At 65.8% G+C, this 19,723-nt stretch carries 17 protein-coding genes; 5 read left to right on the forward strand and 12 right to left on the reverse strand.

Annotated features, from left to right (window positions below; translation table 11 throughout):
- Positions 1 to 88: 88 nt before the first annotated feature.
- The 8 genes from ACN5W5_RS04310 to ACN5W5_RS04345 form a co-directional block, all read right to left on the reverse strand.
- On the reverse strand, positions 89 to 1,189 hold the full coding sequence (locus ACN5W5_RS04310; RefSeq protein WP_420047318.1) for an NAD(P)/FAD-dependent oxidoreductase: 1,101 nt from the start codon (positions 1,187 to 1,189) through the stop codon (positions 89 to 91).
- Between the two features lie 13 nt (positions 1,190 to 1,202).
- Positions 1,203 to 1,532 (reverse strand): ferredoxin FdxA, encoded by a 330-nt coding sequence (gene fdxA / locus ACN5W5_RS04315; protein WP_420047319.1) that lies wholly within the window; start codon positions 1,530 to 1,532, stop codon positions 1,203 to 1,205.
- 121 nt (positions 1,533 to 1,653) lie between these two features.
- Complete coding sequence (locus ACN5W5_RS04320) at positions 1,654 to 2,976, reverse strand: sulfate adenylyltransferase subunit 1 (protein ID WP_420047320.1); 1,323 nt, start codon at positions 2,974 to 2,976, stop codon at positions 1,654 to 1,656.
- A 143-nt stretch (positions 2,977 to 3,119) separates the two neighbouring features.
- A complete protein-coding gene (cysD, locus tag ACN5W5_RS04325; RefSeq protein WP_420047321.1) occupies positions 3,120 to 4,079 on the reverse strand; it encodes a sulfate adenylyltransferase subunit CysD in 960 nt (319 codons plus the stop codon).
- Between the two features lie 13 nt (positions 4,080 to 4,092).
- On the reverse strand, positions 4,093 to 4,833 hold the full coding sequence (locus tag ACN5W5_RS04330; RefSeq protein WP_420047322.1) for a phosphoadenylyl-sulfate reductase: 741 nt from the start codon (positions 4,831 to 4,833) through the stop codon (positions 4,093 to 4,095).
- A gap of 91 nt (positions 4,834 to 4,924) precedes the next feature.
- Positions 4,925 to 5,311 (reverse strand): DUF934 domain-containing protein, encoded by a 387-nt coding sequence (locus tag ACN5W5_RS04335; protein WP_420047323.1) that lies wholly within the window; start codon positions 5,309 to 5,311, stop codon positions 4,925 to 4,927.
- Positions 5,312 to 5,331: 20 nt separating this feature from the next.
- Positions 5,332 to 7,113 carry a nitrite/sulfite reductase gene (locus ACN5W5_RS04340; protein WP_420047324.1) on the reverse strand — a complete coding sequence of 594 codons (1,782 nt, stop codon included), beginning with the start codon at positions 7,111 to 7,113 and terminating at the stop codon, positions 5,332 to 5,334.
- 21 nt (positions 7,114 to 7,134) lie between these two features.
- Positions 7,135 to 7,926, reverse strand: coding sequence for a sulfite exporter TauE/SafE family protein (locus ACN5W5_RS04345; protein WP_420047325.1), 792 nt, complete (start codon positions 7,924 to 7,926; stop codon positions 7,135 to 7,137).
- A 181-nt stretch (positions 7,927 to 8,107) separates the two neighbouring features.
- On the opposite strand from ACN5W5_RS04345, the gene ACN5W5_RS04350 reads away from it, so the two are divergent.
- The gene (locus tag ACN5W5_RS04350; RefSeq protein WP_420047326.1) at positions 8,108 to 8,920 is read left to right on the forward strand and encodes a hypothetical protein; all 813 of its coding nucleotides are present in this window, start codon (positions 8,108 to 8,110) and stop codon (positions 8,918 to 8,920) included.
- Here ACN5W5_RS04350 and ACN5W5_RS04355 read toward each other — a convergent pair.
- Positions 8,917 to 10,077 carry an FAD-dependent oxidoreductase gene (locus ACN5W5_RS04355; protein ID WP_420047327.1) on the reverse strand — a complete coding sequence of 387 codons (1,161 nt, stop codon included), beginning with the start codon at positions 10,075 to 10,077 and terminating at the stop codon, positions 8,917 to 8,919. The two genes, ACN5W5_RS04350 and ACN5W5_RS04355, sit on opposite strands and share 4 nt — an antisense overlap.
- A gap of 9 nt (positions 10,078 to 10,086) precedes the next feature.
- Positions 10,087 to 10,365, reverse strand: a complete 279-nt coding sequence (locus ACN5W5_RS04360; protein ID WP_177134440.1) for an oxidative damage protection protein — start codon at positions 10,363 to 10,365, stop codon at positions 10,087 to 10,089.
- 336 nt (positions 10,366 to 10,701) lie between these two features.
- Here ACN5W5_RS04360 and ACN5W5_RS04365 point away from each other — a divergent pair, with 336 nt between their 5' ends.
- Positions 10,702 to 11,475 carry a ferredoxin--NADP reductase gene (locus tag ACN5W5_RS04365; protein ID WP_177134438.1) on the forward strand — a complete coding sequence of 258 codons (774 nt, stop codon included), beginning with the start codon at positions 10,702 to 10,704 and terminating at the stop codon, positions 11,473 to 11,475.
- A gap of 76 nt (positions 11,476 to 11,551) precedes the next feature.
- A complete protein-coding gene (locus ACN5W5_RS04370; protein ID WP_420047328.1) occupies positions 11,552 to 12,070 on the forward strand; it encodes a disulfide bond formation protein B in 519 nt (172 codons plus the stop codon).
- Between the two features lie 67 nt (positions 12,071 to 12,137).
- On the opposite strand, the gene ppk2 is transcribed toward ACN5W5_RS04370, so the two are convergent.
- Together ppk2 and argA are read right to left on the reverse strand one after the other, a co-directional pair.
- Positions 12,138 to 13,415: a polyphosphate kinase 2 gene (gene ppk2, locus ACN5W5_RS04375; RefSeq protein ID WP_420047329.1), complete on the reverse strand. Its 1,278-nt coding sequence runs from the start codon at positions 13,413 to 13,415 to the stop codon at positions 12,138 to 12,140.
- A gap of 92 nt (positions 13,416 to 13,507) precedes the next feature.
- Positions 13,508 to 14,860 (reverse strand): amino-acid N-acetyltransferase, encoded by a 1,353-nt coding sequence (gene argA / locus ACN5W5_RS04380; RefSeq protein ID WP_420047330.1) that lies wholly within the window; start codon positions 14,858 to 14,860, stop codon positions 13,508 to 13,510.
- A 74-nt stretch (positions 14,861 to 14,934) separates the two neighbouring features.
- Between argA and hrpA the strand changes: the two genes are divergently transcribed.
- Entirely contained in the window at positions 14,935 to 18,828 is a 3,894-nt protein-coding gene (hrpA, locus tag ACN5W5_RS04385) for an ATP-dependent RNA helicase HrpA (protein WP_420047331.1), read from the forward strand.
- 154 nt (positions 18,829 to 18,982) lie between these two features.
- Complete coding sequence (locus ACN5W5_RS04390; RefSeq protein WP_420047332.1) at positions 18,983 to 19,699, forward strand: (2Fe-2S)-binding protein; 717 nt, start codon at positions 18,983 to 18,985, stop codon at positions 19,697 to 19,699.
- Positions 19,700 to 19,723: the final 24 nt, after the last annotated feature.

Here is a 19,723-nt window from a genome sequence, read left to right on the forward strand (position 1 = left end):
AGCCTCAAATTATAGTGTGATTTTTGCCGTTTTTGGAGGTTGGCGAATTTTTGTCAAAAAATGTCGCAGCACCCAGCGATGGTGATCCTCAGTCGAACACCGGTGACTCCACGCCCAGCACCTTGTGCAGCTTCGGGCTGGTGGTCGTGTACTGGAGGAACACTTTTTTCTCTGGAAAGATGATGGGCATGGCGCCGAAGGCGGCCAGCGCGCATTCGTGGAAGCCCGAGAGGATGAGCTTTTTCTTGCCCGGGTAGGTGTTGATGTCGCCCACCGCGAAGATGCCTGGGATGCTGGTGGAGAACTTTTCGGTGTCCACCACGAGCTGCTTGCGCTCGATCTCCAGGCCCCATTCAGCGATCGGGCCGAGCTTGGGGGACAGGCCGAAGAACACCAGCAGGACGTCCAGCGGGACCACGCGGGTGACGGCATCGGAACCGGTCACCTTGATGCCGGTGAGGCGGCCGTTCTTTTCCTCGCAGCCGGTGACCTGGCCGACGATGAATTGCATCTCCAGCTGCTCGCACAGTTCGCGCATCTTCGCCACGTTGGCAGGTGTGGCCTTGAAGCCGTCGCGGCGGTGGATCAGGATCACGCTCTCGGCCTTGTTCGGGCCCTCGGCGACGAAGTTCAGCGCCCAGTCGAGCGCGGAGTCGCCGCCGCCCACGATCACCAGGTTCTTGCCGGCGAAGTCGGCGGGGTTCTTCACCCGGTAAAACAGTTGTGAGTCTTCGAACGGATCCAGGCCTTCGACCTTGAGCGTGCGCGGCTGGAAGGCACCCACGCCAGCGGCGATGAAGATGGTCTTGGTGAGGAAGCGCGTGCCCTTGGACGTTTCCACGAAGAAGCGGCCATCGTCCTGTTTTTGGACCGTGGTGACTTCCTGCCCAAGGTGGAAAGTGGCGCCAAAAGGCTCGATCTGCTTGAGCAGGGCATCGGTCAGTTCCTGACCGGTGCAGACCGGAACCGCCGGGATGTCGTAGATGGGCTTGTCGGGATACAGTTCCACCGGCTGGCCGCCCGGGTAGGCGAGAGAGTCGATCACGTGGGCCTTGATTTCGAGCAGTCCGAGCTCGAACACCTGGAACAAGCCCACCGGCCCGGCGCCGACGATGACGGCATCGGTTTCAATCGGCCCGTCATGGGCCACCGCGGTGTCCACCACTTGCCGGTTCAGCTGGGGTTCCATGGCGGGCGCTGCTTCAGCGGATCAGCTGGTTCAGCTTGCCCGTGCGGTCTTTCCACTCTTCGGCGTCGGGCAGCGCGTCCTTGCGCTTGGTGATGCTCTTCCAGGTCGGCAACAGCGCCAGTTCGGCGTTGAGGGCCGTCATGTGCAACTGGTCTTTGGGGAGGTCTTCTTCGGCGTAGATGGCGCTCACCGGGCATTCCGGAATACACACCGCGCAGTCGATGCACTCGTCGGGGTCGATGGTCAGGAAGTTGGGACCTTCGCGGAAGCAGTCCACAGGGCAGACATCAACACAATCGGTGTATTTGCAGCGGATGCAGGATTCGGTGACGACGTGGGTCATGGTAATGGTGAGAAATCGGTAAGACCCCGGATTTTAGGGTTTCCGGAGCGTAAGGCAGGGCCTAGGCCCTTGCCTTGACATAAGTTAACCGGTTTGGCCGGCTGCAGGAGCCGGCCTGGCGTCAGTTCACGAGCAGTGCTCCCGAGGTCCGATGGCTGGCCGTATCGACCAGCACCAGCGAGCCCAGCGCACGCGACTGGGCAAAGGGCAGGGTGACCAGCGGCTCCTGCAAGGCCAGTTCGATGTGGCCGATGGCGTTGGGCTCCAGCTGTGTCGCATCTTCCTCTGCCAGGGTGTTGATGTCCAGCTTGTGCACGATGCGCTTGACCTTGGCCTTGACCCAGCGGTGGCCGTGCAGCGCCCAGTACACACGGCCGGCGACCAGGGTTTCGTCGTCCATCCAGGCCACGGTGGCGCTGATCTCGCGGCTGGCTTCGAGCGCAGCGCCTTCGCCGTCGGCCGCGAGCAACCAGTCGCCGCGCGACACATCGACTTCACGGTCCAGCACGATGCCGGCGCTGTGACCGGCCAGCACGGCCTTTGGATTGCGCGCGTGATCGAGCACCTGGGCCACGGTCGCGGTCTGGCCGCTGGGCATGACCTTGACGGGCTGGCCGGGCGCCACGCCACCGGTGGCCACACGGCCCCAGAACACGCGACGACCCTGGCTGGTGTCGGACGATGAAGAGAACTTCTCCACCCACTGCACCGGGAACGCGAAGGGCAGCGCGGTGTCGGCCGCGGTCACCGGCAGGTGCTCCAGGATGTCCAGCAGCGTGGGGCCGTTGTAGCCACACCAGGCGGCGTCGGCCGCGGCGTCCACCACGTTCCAGCCCTTGAGGGCCGAAACCGGCACGGTGGCCGTCACGGCGATGCCGGCTTCGGCCGCGAAGGCGGTGAGTGCGGCGCTGATGTGGGCGAACGCGAGCGCGCTGTCGGCCACGGCGTCGAGCTTGTTGACCGCGAACACGATGGACGGCACGCGCAGCAGCTTGAGCAGCAGCGAGTGGCGGCGGGTCTGCACCAGCAGCTTGAGGCCTGCGTCCTGCCAGTCCAGCTTGGTGGCATCGACCAGCACCACGGCCGCGTCGGCGGCGGAAGCGGCGGTCACCATGTTGCGCGTGTACTGCTCATGGCCGGGTGCGTCGCCGATGATGAACTTGCGGGTTTCGGTGTTGAAGTAACGGTAGGCCACATCGATGGTGATGCCCTGCTCGCGCTCGGCCGAGAGGCCGTCGGTCAGCAAGGCGAGGTCGGTTTCACCCTGGCGCTGCACACCGGCCAGATGGTCTTGCAGCACCGCCTTGCTGTCCACCAGCAGGCGGCCGATCAGCGTGCTCTTGCCGTCATCGACCGAACCGCAGGTGATGAATTTCAGGGCGGGGCGGGTGTCTTGTGCGAGGGCTTCGACAGGCTCAGCCCGAACGGAGGAAGTGGTGTTCATGTCAGTCAATCACAAAATCAAAGAGGTGGCCGGAGCAGGTGCCTGAAACCCAGAACACCGCGGAACCGGCTTCGCCGGGCCGCAGGTGTTGCCCCTTGAGGGGCGGAGCTGGCTACACGCAGTGAGCCGGCGATGGGGGTGGGCTAGAAGTACCCGTCTTTCTTCCGTTTTTCCATGGAAGCATCCGAGGTCTTGTCGTCCATGCGCGTCGCACCGCGCTCGCTCACGTCGGCGGCCAGGGTCTCGATGACGATGTCGCCGGCCGTGGCGGCCAGACTTGCCACCGGGCAGGTGCAGGTGATGTCGCCCACGGTGCGGAAGCGCACGTCGCGCACCTGCACCGTTTCGCCGTCTTTTGGCGGGGTCAGTTCGGTCACCGGCACCAGCAGGCCGCGGCGGTCCACCACCTCGCGCTGGTGCGTGTAGTAGATCGATGGCAGGGCGATGGCTTCGCGCTCGATGTACTGCCACACGTCCAGCTCGGTCCAGTTGCTGATGGGGAACACGCGGAAGTGTTCGCCCGGGGCCAGGCGCGTGTTGAACAGTGTCCAGAGCTCGGGGCGCTGGGCCTTGGGTTGCCACTGGCCGAAGCTGTCGCGGTGCGAAAAGATGCGCTCCTTGGCGCGGGCCTTTTCTTCGTCGCGGCGGGCGCCGCCGATCAGCGCGTCGAAGCGGAATTCTTCGATCGCCTCGAGCAGCGTGACCGACTGGTGCACATTGCGGCTTTCGCCCGGGTGGGCCAGGCGCACGGTGCCGCGCTTCATCGAGTCCTCGACGTTGCGCACGATCAGTTCGGCCTGCAGCTCGGCGGCGCGGCGGTCGCGGAAATCGGTCACTTCGGGGAAGTTGTGGCCGGTGTCGATCATCAGCAGCGGGTAGGGGATGCGGCCGACACCAAAGGCCTTTTCGGCACAGCGCAGCATCACCAGCGAATCCTTGCCGCCCGAGAACAGCAGGGTGGGGCGCTCGAAAGCCGCGGCCACTTCGCGCAGGATGAAGATGGTTTCTTCTTCGAGCGCGTCCAGGTGGGCGTTGCTCAGATGGTGGCCGGCGGCGGCCTGCAGGGCGGTATGGATCACTTCGGGTTCGGTGCGTGCGTTCATGGTGTGTTCTTCTTCAGGCGGGCTGTTTCAGCGGGCTGGTTTCGCCGATGGGCTCGACGTGCAGGCCGCATTCCTTGGCGCTCTCCTGCTCCCACCACCAGCGGCCGGCGCGGAAGTCTTCGCCGACGCTGATGGCGCGGGTGCAGGGCTCGCAGCCGATGCTGGGGAAGAACTGGTCGTGCAGGGCGTTGTAGTCGAGCTGGTGCTGGGCGATGAAATGCCAGACGTCGCCCCAGGTCCATTCGACGATGGGGCTGATCTTCACGCGGCCCGGTTCCTGCACGATGTCGGCCACTTCGGCGCGGGCATTGGACTGCTCGCGGCGCAGACCGGTGATCCAGCCGTCCTTGCCCGCGAGGGCGCGGGCCAGTGGTTCCATCTTGCGGATGTCGCAGCACTGCTTGCGCAGCTCGATGCTGTCGTACATGGCTTTTTCACCGTGGTGGCGAACGAACTTGATCACCGATTCGTTCTTCGGGCGGTAGACCTCGACGCTGCGGGTGTAGCGCTTCTCGATCAGGCCGATCAGGGCCCGCGTCTCGGCGTGCAGCTTGCCCGTATCGAGCACGAAAACGCCGGAGGAGATGCCAGCGAGGTGGATCAGGTGGGTGACCACGATGTCTTCGGCGCCCAGGCTGGAGGCCTGGGTCAGCGCGGGGTACTGCGCAGCGGCGCGCTGGAGCAGCGCGATGCTGTTCGCGACCTTGGCATCAAAGTCGGCCGAGGGCTTGTTGTAGAGGTCGATGGCGCTCATGGCTGACCTCCGCCGAGCCGCCTCAAGGAGGGCAACACCCCCTTGGGGGGCAGAGAACGAATGTGAACGTGGGGGCTCATGGTTTCTCCGTTCAGGCAACGACGGCAAAGTGCGGTTGCGTGTGCACCGCATCGCCCTGGTAGAAGGCGGGGTAGTGGGCCAGCAGCTTGCGGCCGTGGTCCAGGCTCTGGTCTTCGCGCAGCACGGCCTGGCTGAAGCCGCTGCGCTGCATCTGAGCCAGCTGGTCGATCAGCACGTCGCCGGTGGCGCGGATCTCGCCCGTGAAACCGAGGCGGCGGCGCAGCAGGAAGGCCTGGCTGAAAGCGCGACCGTCGGTGAACTTGGGGAACTGCAGCACGACGGTGGTGACGCCGTCCAGATCGGCCTCGCGCGGATCGGCATCGTTGGCCAGCGTCAGGGTGCCGGCTTCGTCTGCAGGGACGGCTTCGGCCTGGAGGAGTTGGAGCGTGGGTTTCATGCGGTTCTCGGATGCTGGGCTCAGGCGGCGACGGGTGTGCGGGCGGTGGCCACGCGCACCGCGTTGGCGGCGGTCTTGAAGGGGTCGATGCCGACGCGCTTGACGGTCTGGGTGAAGGTTTCGGCCGACTGGCGCTCTGCGCGGTAGGTGGTGAGCAGGGCCTCGATCACGTCCGTCATTTCGTTGGCGGCGAAGGATGGGCCGATCACCTTGCCCGGCACGGCTTCACCCGACAGGCGCGTGCCATCCGATCCGCCCAGCGTCACCTGGTACCACTCCTGGCCGTCCTTGTCGACACCGAGGATGCCGATGTGGCCGCTGTGGTGGTGGCCGCAGCTGTTGATGCAGCCGCTGATGTGCAGGTCGATCTCGCCCAGGTCGTGCAGTTCGTCCAGGTCCTGGTAACGCGCCAGCAGAGCCTGCGCGATGGGCAGCGAGCGGGCGTTGGCCAGGTCGCAGAAATCACCGCCGGGGCAGGCGATCATGTCGCTCAGCAGGCCGATGTTGGGCTTGGCCAGGCCCAGGCGGCGCGCTTCGCGCCACAGCTCGGGCAACTGGTCGCAGCTGACCCAGGGCAGCAGCAGGTTCTGTTCGTGCGTCACGCGGGCTTCACCGGCGGAGAAACGGTCGGCCAGGTCGGCGGCGCGCTCCAGCTGATCGGCGCTCGCATCGCCGGGGGCCGCGCCCAGGCGTTTGAACGACAGCGTGACGGCGCGCAGGTCGGGGTTCTGGTGTGGCTTCACGTTTTGCGTGAGCCAGCGGCTGAACTCCACGTCGTCTTCGGCCGCGGCCTTGAGGATGTGGGCGATCTTGGCGTCGGCGCTCTTGCGGTCGCAGCGCAGCTCGGGCTGCACGAAGAAGGCGCTCACGCGGTCCAGTTCGGCCTGGGTGATGGTGTGGGGCGCGCCGTCTTTCTCGATGATGTCGGCGTATTCGGCTTCCACCTGGTCGGTGAAGGCCTGGCCCTCGGCTTTCACGAGGATCTTGATGCGCGCCTTGTAGATGTTGTCGCGGCGACCGAAGCGGTTGTAGGCGCGCACCACGGCTTCGAGGTAGTTGAGGATCTGGTTCCAGGGCAGGAACTCGCGGACCACCGTGCCGATGATCGGCGTGCGGCCCATGCCGCCGCCCACGCGCACCTGGAAGCCCAGGTCGCCGTCCACGTTGCGCAGCAGGCGCAGGCCGACGTCGTGCCACGGCGTGGCGGCGCGGTCTTCGCGGGCGCCGGTGATGGCGATCTTGAACTTGCGCGGCAGGAAGGCGAACTCGGGGTGCAGCGTGCTCCACTGGCGCATGATTTCGGAGAACGGGCGCGGGTCGGCGACTTCGTCCACCGCGATGCCGGCGAGCGCGTCGGTGGTGATGTTGCGGATGCAGTTGCCGCTGGTCTGGATGCCGTGCAGGTTGACGCTGGCCAGCAGGTCCATCACGTCGGCCGCGCGGTGCAGCGGAATCCAGTTGTATTGCACGTTCTGGCGCGTGGTGAAGTGGCCGCAGCGGTCGGGCAGGCTGGGCACATCGGCCAGGGCCGCGTTGGCCTTGGACACGTCGTGGTCTTCCTTGTGGTCGTAGTCGCGCGCGATCTTCGCCAGCACGCGCAGCTGGGCGCTGGAGATTTCGCCGTAAGGCACGGCCACGCGCAGCATGGGCGCGAAGCGCTGGATGTACCAGCCGTTCTGCAGGCGCAGGGGCTTGAACTCGTCGCCGCCGAGCGTGCCCGCATCGGCGCGTTCGAGCTGGTCGCGGAACTGGGCAGCGCGCTGCTGGACGAACTGGCGGTCAAAGTCGGAGTACTGGTACATGGGCTTCGTGGGATAGGGGTATCAGAAGGCGATCAGCTTGGTGCCGGCGTAGGCCAGCAGCAGCGAGAGCACCGAGCGCACCAGGCGCTCGGGGGTGTGGCGCATCAGGCGTGTGCCAAGCCAGATGCCGGGCAGCGAACCCGCCAGCAGCTGGGCCAGCAACGGCCAGTCCACCGAACCCAGGCTGGCGTGGCCCAGACCGGCCACCAGCGTGAGCGGCACGGCGTAGGCGATGTCGGCCGCCACGATGCGCGGCAGCGGCAGCAGCGGGAACAGGATCAGCAGCACCGACACGCCGATGGCACCGGCGCCGACCGAGGTGAGCGTGACCAGGGTGCCGATGACCGCGCCAAACAGCACCGGCAGGCTCCAGTGGCGGGCGCGGGTCGCGTCCTGCAGCCGGCCTTCGGGCAGGGTGCGTGGCAGCTGTTTGCCGCGGGCGGCCTTGTAGAGCATGGCGGCGGCGGTCAGCAGCAGGGCGATGCCCAGGGTGTGCGTCATGACCGCCTGCACCTGGGGGTTGGCCGGGCCGACCCGGTGCAACACCGCCAGGGTGATCAGTGCGGCCGGGATGCTCCCGGCGCAGAGCTGGCCCACCACGCGCCAGGGCACCAAGCGTTGCTTGGCCAGGCTCAGCGTGCCACCGGCCTTGGTCACCGCAGCGAACAGCAGGTCGGTGCCAACGGCCAGGTAGGGCTTGATGCCGAAGAAGAAGATCAGGATCGGCGTCATCAGCGAGCCGCCACCCACGCCGGTCAGACCGACGATGAGTCCAACGGCAAAGCCGGCAAAGATGATGGCGAATTCGGGCATGGAGGCGACTGTAGTTTTGACTCCATATATTCCAAACGATTTTTTTCTCATTCGCTTATTCCATATTTGAATAAGCGAGCGACGCCGCGTTTTCAATGCCCGCGCTCCCAGCCCGGGCAAGGGAAGCATGCAGGCGGTTCAGGCGACCTGCATCTGCCCAGAAAGACGGTGCCGAGGTACCATGACCGTCATGCAAAAACAGCGGATATTTGTCGGCGTTGTGGGCTTTTCGGATGTCGAAAGGCACGCACTCAACACCGTGTTCCGTCTTTCGGAGACTCGCGAGCTGTCGTATGCCCCCTGGGTGCCGCTCGTCGCTCCCGGCGCCAAACCACCCGCCATGAACGCTGAAGTGATGCTGGTGGACGGTGAGAGCGCGGAGGCGGTGCTCTCACACGCCAAGGGCTTGCCCACCGGGCAACGCCTGATCTGGGTCGGTCCGGGTGCACCGGCCCATGCCTGGCGTGTGCTGGATCGCCCCATTCAGTGGGCCAGTGTGCTGAACGACCTTGACGCTGTGTACGCGGCGCGACAGGCCGATTCAGGTCTTCTGGACCTGGATGTCACCCAGCCGGCGCCGCTGGACATGGAACTCGAGCCCAGCCGCGAGCCCGTGCGGCGGGCATTGCTTGTCGGGCTCAACGGACAGGAGCGGTTGACTTTGCGTGCCGGGCTGACAGCGATGGCTGTGCCGGAGATCGATGAGGTCGACAGCACCGAGGCCACGATGAACCTGATGCGGCGCCACCCTTATTGCTGTGGCGTGTTCAATCTGGACAACCCGCATCTGGATGCCTGGTCACTGGCCCGGTATTTCGGGCAGGGCAATCCACGAGCCCTCAACATGGGCATCAGCGAACACGCAGGGCCCTTGGCCGCCTGGTGGCGCCGTAGGCGGGTCGTGCGCGACGCCCAGCGAACCGGCATCCACGCGCTGCTGGGGCGGCCGCTGCAGACGACCGATCTGATGCAGGGCCTGGAGCGCCTGCGCTAGGCGGGCTGGCGCCGGGCCTGTTTCCAGGCGAAACGCGCCGGGTCGAGTGCACGCAGCAGATCGGCCTCAAGGTTCGGGTCTTCGCCCTCTATCAGCCGGGCCAGCAATTCACCCATCGCGTGCGCCAGGGTCAGGCCACGGGAACCCAGCGCGCCCAGCATGAAAAGCCCGGGCCAGCGTGGCGTGTCGGCCATGGGCACACGTCCTCGCCGTGCACCGGCTTGTTGCATCAGCGCTTGCAGATCCTGCAGATGGGGCACCGCGCCCACCATGGGCACGCGGTCCAGCGAGGCGCAACGCACCTGCGCCCAGCCCAGCAACTCACCCCGGGCGGCGGTTTCGCGCTGTCGCAAGGCGGCTGCGGGACTGATGCTCTCTAGGCTGTGGGCGTTGCGCTCGTGCGCTGCAGCGTTCACATGGCTGGAGTTGTCGCCCCGCTCGTAGGTGGAGCCCATGGCCCAGATGCGTGCCGGCCACTGGGGCGGCAGGCCAGCGTCTTCATAAATGGGTACGAAAACACCGTTGTTGCGCTGTGGCCGTTCGGCCAGCGGTTCGCCCTGCAGGGCGGCCAGGCTCATCTGGCCTTTCACCGGGCGCAAGGGCAGGGCCTCGGGCGACATCGGGCCGTTTTCTTGCGTGAGCAGGGCATGGCTGCCAAACGCAGCGGCGATGACCACCACCGGTGCCTCGGCGAGCACCTGGCCTTCGGCATCCAGGGCCTGCCACAGCGGCTGGTCCGGGGTTGACCGGTTGACCAGGCGATCGACAGGGCTTCGCCAGCGTGTCGTGAGGGCCGATAGCCGCCGGCATTCGTCGAGCCAGGCTTCAACCAGCGCGGAAGGCCTCACCAGCGCCGCTGGCCATCGACCGGGGTCGTGCCCCAGGTTGTCGACCTCGCAGGGCTGCCAGCCCCGGCCAGGTGGAACCAGCCGCTCCAGCTGGGAGCGCATGTCGGACACGCCCAACGCGCACAGGCGGGAGAGCGGCGTGGGGGCGCGGGTGACGTGCGGGCTCAGCATGCCCACCGGCAGCGCCGATGCACCCAAGGACGGACCATCGGCTGCGTCCAGCAAGGTCAGTTGCCAGCCACGTCGGGCCAGCGCCACACAACTGGCAGCTCCAGCGAGTCCGGCCCCGATCACCAGGGCAGATGGCACCGACCGGCCTCAGCTGGCGTCAGCCGGCGGAACATAGCCCGCGGCGGCGTCGGCGCCCTCGCCGAAAAAGTGCTTTTCCATCTGGCGGGCCAGGTACTGGCGCGCACGCGCGTCGGCCAGGTTGAGGCGGTTTTCGTTGAGCAGCATGGTCTGGTGCTTGAGCCAGGCGGCCCAGGCTTCCTTGCTCACGTTTTCATACAGGCGCTTGCCCAGTTCGCCCGGGTAGGGCGGAAAGTCCAGGCCTTCGGCTTCTTTGCCGAGCTTGATGCAGTTGACGGTGCGTGCCATGGGGTTTCCTGTTTAAGATTGATTTCCGTATAACCGAAATGAGAATTTATTCTTTCCGGTTTTATAAGCTTGTGGGCATCATGCGAACGCCTGAACGTTTGAGACGCGCCGGGGGCGCTGGGTGCCCGAGTCTCCGACTGTATCAACGAATGAAGGCCCTCGGGGCGACTTCAGGTCGTGGCCGATCCGGTTCCTGACATATCGCAAGAGGGACGGTTGGCAAGACTTTTACAATCGCTGGTTATCCGCGCGGTGATCGATCAGGGTTTTCCCTGTCCGTTTGCCCAGTTTTTTCACAGGCCTGCCAAGGGGCGGCCGTTCATCTGACCCAAGACCATGAGTGCATTTCTGGAAGAGCGCGTGTTGAGCGTGCACCACTGGACCGATCGCCTGTTCAGTTTCACCACCACCCGCGACCAGGCGCTGCGTTTCTCCAACGGGCATTTCACCATGATCGGCCTGCGCGTGAACGAGAAGCCGCTGCTGCGCGCCTACAGCATCGCCAGCCCCAACTACGCCGAACACCTGGAGTTCCTGAGCATCAAGGTGCAGGACGGTCCGCTGACCTCGCGCCTGCAGCACATCCAGGTGGGTGACAGCATCGTGGTGGGCCGCAAACCCACTGGCACGCTGCTGATCGACTACCTGCTGCCGGCCAAGCGCCTGTACCTGCTGGCCACCGGCACCGGTCTGGCGCCGTTCCTGTCCATCGTGCGCGACCCCGAGACCTACGAAAAATTTGAACAGGTGGTGCTGATCCACGGTGTGCGCGAGGTCAAGGAGCTGGCCTACCGCGAGATGCTGGAGCACACGCTCAAGCAGGACGAGTTCCTGGGCGAAATGGTGCAGCAGCAATTCCTCTACTACCCCACGGTCACACGCGAGCCCTTTGTGCACCAGGGCCGCATCCCCGTGATCCTCGAAAACGGTCAGGTCGCCAAAGACCTGGGCCTGCCTGAGTTGAACCCCGCAGAAGACCGCGTCATGATCTGCGGCAGCCCTGAAATGCTGCGCGACCTCAAGGCCCTGTGCGAGAAGCGCGGCTTTGCCGAAGGCAACACCACGCGCCCGGGCCAGTTCGTGATCGAGCGCGCTTTCGCTGACAGTTGAACCCATCCGAGCGGCCGGAACTCCGAGGCGTTCGCCGGGTCCACCGGGGCGCCTTGTTTCATTTTCAGGAGATCACTTGACAACCGCTGCCCCCGTGCTTGCTTTGTTTGACCGCCACCCGCGCCGCCTGCTGACCCTGGTGGCGGTGGGTTGTTTGGGGTTGCTGGCCTTTGGCATCTACCTGCAGGAGGTCGTGGGCCTGGTGCCTTGCCCCATGTGCATCGTGCAGCGCTATGCGTTGTTGCTGGTGGCCCTGATGGCGGGTGTGGCGGCGGCCTGCAGCGGGCGCAGTACCCGACAGATCGGCGTGGGTCTCATGGGCGCGCTCGCGTTGGCGGGCGCCTTTGTGGCGGCGCGCCAGACCTGGTTGCAGTGGAATCCGCCGGAGATCCTGACCTGCGGTCGTGACATTTACGGAATGATCGAATCGTTCCCGCTCAAGCGGGCCATTCCCATGATCTTCAAGGGCAGCGGTGATTGTTCGGCCGTGGACTGGACTTTCCTCGGCCTGTCGATCGCCAACTGGTCGTTCCTGTGTTTCTCGGCCATTGCCCTGTTGGCCCTGGTACTGCTGTTGCGTCCCCGGGCCGCCTGAGCTACCAGTGCCTCGCACAAAACAAAGCCGCCCTCGGGCGGCTTTGTTTTGCCCGCCACTTCGCAGCTCACAGAATCGCGTTGCCCGGGCGCTCGCCGCGCTCGTAGACCACGTGCGCGCGACCCACGATCAGCGAATCCAGCGAACCGATGTTGGCCGTGTCCTTGTTGGTGTAGGGCAGTTTCTGCAGCACGTAGCGCATGGCGTTCAGCCGCGCGCGCTTCTTGCAGTCGCTCTTGATCACGGTCCAGGGTGCGTCGGCCGTGTCGGTCTCGAAGAACATCGATTCCTTGGCCTTGGTGTAGTCGTTCCACTTGTCGAGCGACGCGAGGTCGATAGGACTGAGCTTCCACTGCTTGAGCGGGTGGGCCTTGCGCTCCTTGAAGCGGCGGCGCTGTTCTTCGCGGCTGACCGAAAACCAGAACTTGATCAGGTGCACGCCGCTGCGCACCAACTGGCGCTCGAACTGGGGTGCCTGGCGCATGAACTCCTCGTACTCGGGGGTGGAACAGAACCCCATCACGCGCTCGACCCCGGCGCGGTTGTACCAGCTGCGGTCAAACAGCACAATCTCACCCGCGGTGGGCAGGTGCTGCACATAGCGCTGGAAATACCATTGTCCGCGCTCGACCTCGCTGGGCTTTTCTAGTGCGACCACGCGCGCGCCGCGCGGGTTCAGGTGTTCCATCATGCGTTTGATGGTGCCGCCCTTGCCGGCTGCATCGCGCCCTTCGAACAGGATCACGATGCGTTGCCCGGTCTCCTTGGCCCAGGCCTGCAGTTTGAGCAGCTCGACCTGGAGCAGGTATTTCTGCGACTCGTACACCTTGCGCGAGAGCAGGTTCTTGTAGGGGTAGGCGCCACTGCGCCAGTCGGCCGCCAGCACTTCATCCGGATTGGCGACGGCCATGGCCTTGCTGCGCGCCACATCGGCTTCCTGGCGCAGCAGCCGGCGGATTGCCTTGGCGTCGTCCGGTGCAGCGCCTTCGAGGATCGCGCGCAGGGACTCGGCCTTGGCTCTTTTGCTGGTACTGGTTTTTCCCAGGATGTCGCGCACGGCGGCGAACTTGGCTTGCTGGCGGGCTTCGGTGACCGTGGCCGCGCTGATCCTGGCGATCTTCCCGGGCTGCTGGCTCCCGGTGACGTCACCCAGGCTGGTGCGGCGCGGCTTTTCGACAGGCGCAGCGCCCGTCTTGCGGGTTTTGACCGCTTTGGCGGCCACGGCTTTCTTCGGGAGAGCCTGGGCTTTTGCGATTTTTCGGACCGCCGGTTTGGCTGCGGGTTTATGGCCCGAACCGCTGGCGGACACGGGCGCGGTGACAGCGGGCAGGCTTCGTTCGGTCATGTTCTTCGGCTCCTGTCATCAAACATCCCAGTATGTTGAGATGCTGAATGGGCTGTTTGATATTTGTCAAATCGGCCCATTCAAAGGCAGGGTCAACCGATTTTTTTCACGAGCACCTGGCTTTTGCGATCCCAGTTGTATTTGCGCTTGCGCGCCTCGGGCAGCCAGTCGGGGTTGACCTGCACAAAGCCGCGTTTGAGGAACCAGTGCATGGTGCGCGTGGTGAGCACGAAGATGCTCTGCAGGCCCTGCGCCTTGGCGCGGGTTTCGATGCGCTTGAGCAGCCGCTCGCCGTCGCCCTGGCTTTGTGTGTCGGGCGACACGGTGAGTGCGGCCATCTCGCCGGTGCGGGCCTCGGGGTACGGGTAGAGCGCGGCGCAGCCGAAGATCACGCCGTCGTGTTCGATGATGGTGTAGTTGCCGGCGTCGCGTTCGATCTCGGTGCGGTCGCGCTTGACCAGGGTGCCGTCTTTCTCGAACGGCTCGATCAGCGCCACGATGCCGCTCACGTCGTCCATGGTGGCTTCGCGCACGCTCTCCAGCTTCTCGTCCACCACCATGGTGCCGATGCCGTCGTGGGTGTAGATCTCCAGCAGCAGCGCGCCGTCCACCGCGAACGGCAGGATGTGGCTGCGCTCCACGCCACCCTCGCAGGCGCGGATGCAGTGCTGCAGGTAGAAAGCCGTGTCGGTCGGCTGTGTGGCCTGGGGCAGGGCAGTGAGCAGCTTTTTGGCGTCGGCCAGCGGCAGCTCGGTGTCGATCTCGCTGTCTTTGGCCGGGTGTGGCGCTCCCGCGTCGAGCGCGATGCCCGCCACCTCGGTCAGGAACATCAGCTTGTCCGCCTGCAGCGCCACGGCGATGGAGGTGGCCACGTCTTCCATGGTGAGGTTGAAGGCCTCGCCGGTCGGTGAAAAGCCGAAGGGCGAGAGCAGCACCATGGCGCCCATGTCCAGCGTTCGCTGGATGCCTTCGGTGTCCACCTTGCGCACCAGGCCGGAGTGGATGAAGTCCACGCCGTCGATCAGGCCCACCGGGCGCGCGGTGATGAAGTTGCCCGAGATCACACGCACCGTCGCGCCGGCCATGGGCGTGTTGGGCAGGCCCTGGCTGAAGGCGGCCTCGATTTCGTAGCGCAGCTGCCCTGCGGCTTCCTGCGCACAGTCCAGCGCCACCGAGTCGGTGATGCGCATGCCGTGGGAGTACTTTGCTTCGTGGCCCTTGGCCTGGAGCTGCTCGTTCACTTGTGGGCGAAAGCCGTGCACCAGCACGATCTGCACGCCCATGCTCTGGATCAGCGCGAGGTCTTGCGCGATCAGGGGCAACTTGCCAGCCGCGATGGCCTCACCGGCAACGCCCACCACCACCGTGCTGCCGCGCAGCTTGTGGATGTAAGGCGCGACCGAGCGGAACCAGGGAACGAAGGTGAAGTTGAAGACGTTGGACATGGGCAGCGGATCGGACAGACGTTGGGCGGGGCGCGGATAATCGCCGGTTGCCTGATTTTGACTGAAGTTCCTCCTTGACCTCCGCGCCGCTGCACATCGAATTTCCCGAGTCCCTGCCCGTCTCCGCCCGCCGGGAGGAGATCGAGACCGCCCTGCGCGAGCACCAGGTGGTCATCGTCTGCGGCGAGACCGGCTCGGGCAAGACGACGCAGCTGCCCAAGATCGCGCTGCAGATGGGCCGCGGCAAGCTCAACGCGAAGCCGGGCCAGCGCCCGCAGCTGATTGGCCACACGCAGCCGCGCCGCATCGCGGCCTCCAGCGTGGCCAAGCGCATTGCCGAGGAATTGAAGACGCCGCTGGGCGAGGTGGTGGGCTTCAAGGTGCGGTTCCAGGACCGGCTCTCCAAGGACGCCTCGGTCAAGCTCATGACCGACGGCATCTTGCTCGCGGAGACGCAGACCGACCCCGACCTGCGTGCCTACGACACCATCATCATCGACGAGGCGCACGAGCGCTCGCTCAACATCGACTTCCTGCTCGGCTACCTGCGCCAGCTGCTGCCGCGCCGGCCGGACCTGAAGGTGGTGGTGACCTCGGCGACCATCGACGCGCAGCGTTTTGCCGACTACTTCGCCTCAAAAGCAGGCCCGGCGCCGGTCATCCAGGTGTCGGGCCGCACCTTCCCGGTGGAGGTGCGTTACCGGCCATTTGAAGAGAGCCGCGACTACGACCTCAACAACGCGATCGCCGATGGCGTGGACGAGTTGTGGCGGACACCGCAAGGTGGCGACATCCTGATTTTCCTGCCCGGCGAACGCGAAATTCGCGAAGCCGCCGACCACCTGCGCAAGCACCTCAGCCACATCCCCACGCTGCGCAACGCCGAAGTGCTGCCGCTGTTCGCACGCCTGTCGCAGGCCGAGCAGGACCGCATTTTCCAGGACCACAGCGGTCGGCGCATCGTGCTTTCGACCAACGTGGCCGAGACCTCGCTCACGGTACCGGGCATCCGCTACGTGATCGACGCCGGCACGGCGCGGGTGAAGCGTTACAGCTTCCGCCAGAAGGTCGAGCAGTTGATGGTCGAGCCCATCAGTCGGGCGGCGGCCAACCAGCGCGCCGGCCGTTGCGGCCGCGTGGCCGACGGCATCTGCATCCGGCTGTACGACGAAGCCGGTTTCAACGGCCGGCCGGCCTTCACCGACCCCGAGATCCTGCGCAGCTCGCTTGCCGGCGTGATCCTGCGCATGAAGGCGCTGCGCCTGGGCGCGGTGGAAGACTTCGCCTTCATCGAGGCGCCGCAGAAGCGCGCCATCGTGGACGGCTACCAGTTGCTCTCCGAACTGGGCGCGGTGGACGAGGCCAACGAGCTCACGCCCATCGGCCAGACGCTCTCGCGCCTGCCGCTCGATCCGCGCGTGGGCCGCATGATCCTGGAGGCGCAGCAGCGTGGCGCGCTCGACGAGGTGATGGTGATCGCCTCGGCGCTCTCGGTGCAGGACGTGCGCGACCGGCCCATGGACAAGCAGGCCCAGGCCGACCAGGCGCATGCCAAGTTCGACGACGAGAAGAGCGAGTTCAGCGGCACGCTCAAGCTCTGGAAGTGGCTGGACGACGCCAAGGGCGGCCACGGCAACGATCACAAATTGAGCCACCGCCAGTACGAAAACCTGTTGCGCGAGAACTTCATCAACGTGCGCCGCGTGCGCGAATGGCGCGACATCCACACCCAGCTGCACACCGTGGTGGCCGAACACAAGTGGACGTTGAACACGCAACCGGCGAGCTACGAACAGCTGCACCTGGCCATGCTCTCGGGCCTGCTGGGCAACATCGGCCAGAAGAGCGAAACCGAAGACTGGTACCTGGGCGCGCGCGGCATCAAGTTCTACCGCCACCCGGGCGCGAACCTGAGCAAGAAACCGGGGCGCTGGATCGTCTGCGCCGAGCTGGTGGAAACCACGCGCCTGTTCGGGCGGGGCATTGCCAACATCGACCCGACCTGGCTGGAGCAGGTCGGCGGCCACCTGATCAAGAAGCAGTTGCTCGACCCGCACTGGGAGAAGAAGGCCGCGCGCGTGTCGGCGCTGGAGCGTGCCACGCTCTACGGCCTGGTGGTCTATCACAACCGCCGCACCGACTATGGCCGGGTGGACCCGGCGGGCGCGCGCGAAATCTTCATCCGCGAGGCGCTGGTCGCCGGCGACTGGGAGACGCGCCTGCAGTTCCTCGCTGCCAACCAGAAGCTGGTGAAGCAGGTGGCGGAGCTGGAGCACAAGTCGCGCCGGCAGGACGTGCTGGTCGACGACGAGCTGATCTACGCGTTCTACGACCAGCAGCTGCCCGCCGACGTGTGCAACGGCGCCGGCTTCGAGCGCTGGTACCAGGGTGCGGTCAAGCTCAACCCCAAGCTGTTGCTGCTGACCAAAGACGAGCTGATGCGGCATGAGGCGGCCGGCATCACCACGCAGGCGTTCCCGAAGACGCTGCGCCTGGGCGGAGTGGACTGCGCCTGCACCTACCTGCACGAGCCGGGCGATCCGCGCGATGGCCTGAGCGTCACGGTGCCGATCTTTGCGCTCAACCAGGTGAGCGAAGACCGCTGCGACTGGCTGGTGCCCGGCATGTTGAAGGACAAATTGCTGGCGCTGCTCAAGACCTTGCACCAGCGACCGCGCTCGCGCCTGGTGCCGTTGCCGGCCACGGCCGAGCGCTTCGCCGCCGCGCTCACCGAGCCTGCGGTGTTCGGTGCCGGCAACCTGATGGACGCGCTGCTGAAGCTGGTGCGCGAAGCGACGCAGCTCGACATCGTGCGCAACGACATCAAGGTCGACATGCTCACACCGCACCACTTCATGCACCTGCGCGTGGTGGACGAACACGGTCGACAGCTCGGCCAGGGCCGCAGCCTGGCGGCGCTCAAGGCCGAGCTGGGCGGTCAGGCGCGCGGGGCCTTTCAGGCCTTGGCCTCGCTCAAGCTGGAAAGCCTGCGCCCTGCATCTCCTGAGCCCAAGGCCGCGCCGGCATCGGCCAGCGCGGGTGGCGCGCGCCGCGTCTCGGCGGAAGCGCCCGCAGCACCCGCCGCCAGCGCCACCCAGCGCCACACCAGCTGGGATTTCGGTGAGCTGCCCGAGCTGATGGAAATCCGCAAAGGCGGGCAGACACTGATCGGCTTCCCGGCACTCATGGACCTGGGTGACGCGGTCGGCATCGAAGTGTTCGACGAACCCGAGGTCGCGATGGCACGCCACCGCGAGGGCCTGCGCCGCCTGTTCGCGCTGCAGATCAAGGACGCGCTGAAGTACCTGGAAAAAAACCTGCCCGGCCTGATGAGCATGGCCACGGCCTACATGCAGGTCGGCAAGACCGAGGGCGGATCGGGCGGTGGCACGCTGGAAGAGCTGCGCAACCAGATCATCGAACTCGCTCTGGACCGCGCTTTCCTGGCCGATCCGCTGCCCACCGATGAAACGGCGTTCAAGAAACGGGTGGAAGAGGGCAGGGGCCGGCTCACGCTGATCTCTTCCGAGATCGCCCGCAACGCGGGACTGATCCTCACCGAATACGCGGTCGCCGCGCGCAAGCTGAAAGACAGCCGCCCGCCCGCCGACGTGGCGACCGACATCGCACAGCAGCTGCAGCGCCTGGTGCCCAAGCGCTTTCTGCTGAGCACGCCTTACGCGCAGCTGCAGCACTTTCCGCGTTACCTGAAGGCCGTGCAGCTGCGGCTGGACAAGCACCGTGCCGACCCGGCTCGCGACGCCGCCAAGTTCGCTGAACTGCGCCCGCAGGACCAGCGCTTCTGGCGCATGGTGGCCGAGCGAAAGGGCGTGCAGGATGCGCGCCTGCAGGAGTTGCGCTGGTTGCTCGAAGAACTGCGCGTGAGCTTCTTCGCGCAGGAACTGCGAACGCCACAGCCGGTGAGCGTGAAGCGGCTGGACAAGGCCTGGGCCCAACTGAACACCTGAGTCGATGCGACGGAATCGGCGCCGACAGGTTTTCAGCGCCTGAAGTCCTGGCCCATGCCGTGACAGGGGCAAGCTTGACAGCGCATTCCCGAATGCGTTTCACTGCGAGGCGTGCCGGACCCGGGCAGGGACCAGGCGTTTCAGGGGCTCATTCATGGATCGACGCGAATTCGTGGAAAGCTGTGCGCTGGGGACTGCAGCGCTTTCGGCCTCCTTGGCCAGCGGTGCCTGGGCGGCAAGCGCCGAACCCCGGGCTTACGGAAGGGTGCTGCTGGTGGACGAGCTGGGCGACCCGCTCAAGGCCTCCGAACTGAAGGCGCAGACCAACTACGTGTTTCACTACCCGTTCGAGGCCACGCCGGTGTTCCTGCTGGACCTGGGCAAACCGGCCATGCCGACGAGCTTGCGCACGCGCGGGCAGCAGACCTACCAGTGGCCCGGCGGTGTCGGCCCGGCGCGCAGCCTGGTGGCGTTTTCCGCCATTTGCGCCCACAAGCTGGTCTATCCCACCCGGGACCTGAGTTTCATCAGCTTCCGCAAGGGCGCCGCACTCAACCCACAGACACCGAGCAAGGGCAGCGACCTGATCCATTGCTGCGCCGAACACAGCCAGTACGACCCGGCGCGGGGCGCACAGGTGTTGGGTGGGCCGGCAGAGCAGCCGCTGTGCGCGGTACTGCTGGAGCACGACGCCAAGGCCGACACACTCACGGCCACCGGCACGCTGGGCGGCGAGTTGTTCGACGATTTCTTCAGGAAATACGACATGAAGCTCCGTCTGGAGGTGGGCCCCAAGGCCCGCCAGGCCGTCGCTGCCCGCAGCACGGTGCGGGAACTGGACCGCTTCTGTCGCAACGCGGTGCGCTGCTGAGCGGTGTGGCAGGCGTCGGGATCG

The sequence above is a fragment of the Hydrogenophaga sp. ZJX-1 genome, from assembly GCF_048590325.1.
In the GTDB taxonomy this organism is placed as follows: domain Bacteria; phylum Pseudomonadota; class Gammaproteobacteria; order Burkholderiales; family Burkholderiaceae_C; genus Hydrogenophaga.

Coding starts and splice junctions, on each gene's coding strand:
- fdxA (WP_420047319.1), bottom strand. CDS start 1,532: ATGACCCACGTCGTCACCGAATCCTGCATCCGCTGCAAATACACCGAT.
- ACN5W5_RS04340 (WP_420047324.1), bottom strand. CDS start 7,113: ATGTACCAGTACTCCGACTTTGACCGCCAGTTCGTCCAGCAGCGCGCT.
- ACN5W5_RS04310 (WP_420047318.1), bottom strand. CDS start 1,189: ATGGAACCCCAGCTGAACCGGCAAGTGGTGGACACCGCGGTGGCCCAT.
- ACN5W5_RS04350 (WP_420047326.1), top strand. CDS start 8,108: ATGACCGTCATGCAAAAACAGCGGATATTTGTCGGCGTTGTGGGCTTT.
- ACN5W5_RS04365 (WP_177134438.1), top strand. CDS start 10,702: ATGAGTGCATTTCTGGAAGAGCGCGTGTTGAGCGTGCACCACTGGACC.
- argA (WP_420047330.1), bottom strand. CDS start 14,860: ATGTCCAACGTCTTCAACTTCACCTTCGTTCCCTGGTTCCGCTCGGTC.
- ACN5W5_RS04335 (WP_420047323.1), bottom strand. CDS start 5,311: ATGAAACCCACGCTCCAACTCCTCCAGGCCGAAGCCGTCCCTGCAGAC.
- ACN5W5_RS04360 (WP_177134440.1), bottom strand. CDS start 10,365: ATGGCACGCACCGTCAACTGCATCAAGCTCGGCAAAGAAGCCGAAGGC.
- ACN5W5_RS04345 (WP_420047325.1), bottom strand. CDS start 7,926: ATGCCCGAATTCGCCATCATCTTTGCCGGCTTTGCCGTTGGACTCATC.
- ACN5W5_RS04390 (WP_420047332.1), top strand. CDS start 18,983: ATGGATCGACGCGAATTCGTGGAAAGCTGTGCGCTGGGGACTGCAGCG.
- cysD (WP_420047321.1), bottom strand. CDS start 4,079: ATGAACGCACGCACCGAACCCGAAGTGATCCATACCGCCCTGCAGGCC.
- ppk2 (WP_420047329.1), bottom strand. CDS start 13,415: ATGACCGAACGAAGCCTGCCCGCTGTCACCGCGCCCGTGTCCGCCAGC.
- ACN5W5_RS04320 (WP_420047320.1), bottom strand. CDS start 2,976: ATGAACACCACTTCCTCCGTTCGGGCTGAGCCTGTCGAAGCCCTCGCA.
- ACN5W5_RS04330 (WP_420047322.1), bottom strand. CDS start 4,833: ATGAGCGCCATCGACCTCTACAACAAGCCCTCGGCCGACTTTGATGCC.